A 996-nucleotide genomic window follows, 5' to 3' on the forward strand; every position below is an offset into this window, starting at 1 on the left:
CCTGACGGCCCAGCCCTGACGGCCCAGCACGGTCGCGATCCTGGCCCCGTCGGCCTCGTCCTGTCTGCTGGAGAAGGCCAGCACCCGCCCGCTCCGGTCCTCCACGGTGACCGGGCCGTCCAGCAGTCCGGCCGTCGCGTTGGCCAGGGCGAACAGGTCCCCGGCGAGCGGTTCGGCGCTGTCGGGGTCACCGGGGCCGCCCACCGTGCCCAGCTCGTCGACGGCGAGCAGCGACCGCAGCAGCGCGGCCACCTGGGCCCAGGACGCGCCGGGGGTCAGGCCGAGCACGGTCACCCCGGTGCGCGCGGCGGCCGTCGTGGTCCGCTCCCCGGTCCCGGTGGACGGGCCCGTGTCCGAGGCCGCCGCGCCCAGCCCGTGTGCCCGGTCGACCAGGCCGGCCACGGGCCCGGCCCCGTACACCCCGACGCCGAGCACCACCGCGCCGGGCAGCCGTGCCGGTTCGTCCAACGGGTCCTGGATCAGCACCCCGGTGACGGTGCGGGCCGGATCGACCTCCCCGGCCGCCACCTCGATCAACGTCGATCCGAGATCGTCGATGATCCGGCCGAGCACGGCCCGCGGCTGCTCCGTCATCGCCACAAGATAGTTGACCAGAGATCGTCCGCGACAGGGGCGGCCGCCGCTCCGGACTCCCGGCCCGCCCGGGGTTTGCGCAGGTCGGGCCCGGTGAGCGGGTCCTGTGCTCCGCGGGTCACCGGCCGATCCATTCCGTCGACTCGGTGACCTCGGCCAGTTGTCCGGGGATCGGGGAGATTCCGATGCCGGGTTCGTGGGGCACGGTGAGGTGGCCGTCCTCCAGCACGAACGGTTCGGTGATGTCGGTCCGGTAGTACCGGCCGGACGCGGACGTGTCGCCGGGCAGGGTGAAGCCGGGCAGTGCGGCGAGCGCGACGTTGGCGGCGCGGCCGAGGCCGGTCTCCAGCATTCCTCCGCACCAGACCGGGACGCCGTTGGCGGCGCACACGTCATGGATCC

1 protein-coding gene and 1 pseudogene are annotated in these 996 nt (G+C 74.7%); both read right to left on the reverse strand.

Annotation, left to right across the window (positions count from 1 at the left end):
* A pseudogene (locus EAO76_RS41890) lies at positions 1 to 594 on the reverse strand (PucR family transcriptional regulator); the annotation flags it as partial.
* Between the two features lie 118 nt (positions 595 to 712).
* Positions 713 to 996, reverse strand: a 284-nt coding sequence (locus EAO76_RS41895) for an enolase C-terminal domain-like protein (RefSeq protein WP_316248416.1), incomplete at its 5' end; no start/stop codon positions are given.

The sequence above is a fragment of the Streptomyces sp. sk2.1 genome (assembly GCF_008120935.1).
Lineage (GTDB): Bacteria > Actinomycetota > Actinomycetes > Streptomycetales > Streptomycetaceae > Streptomyces.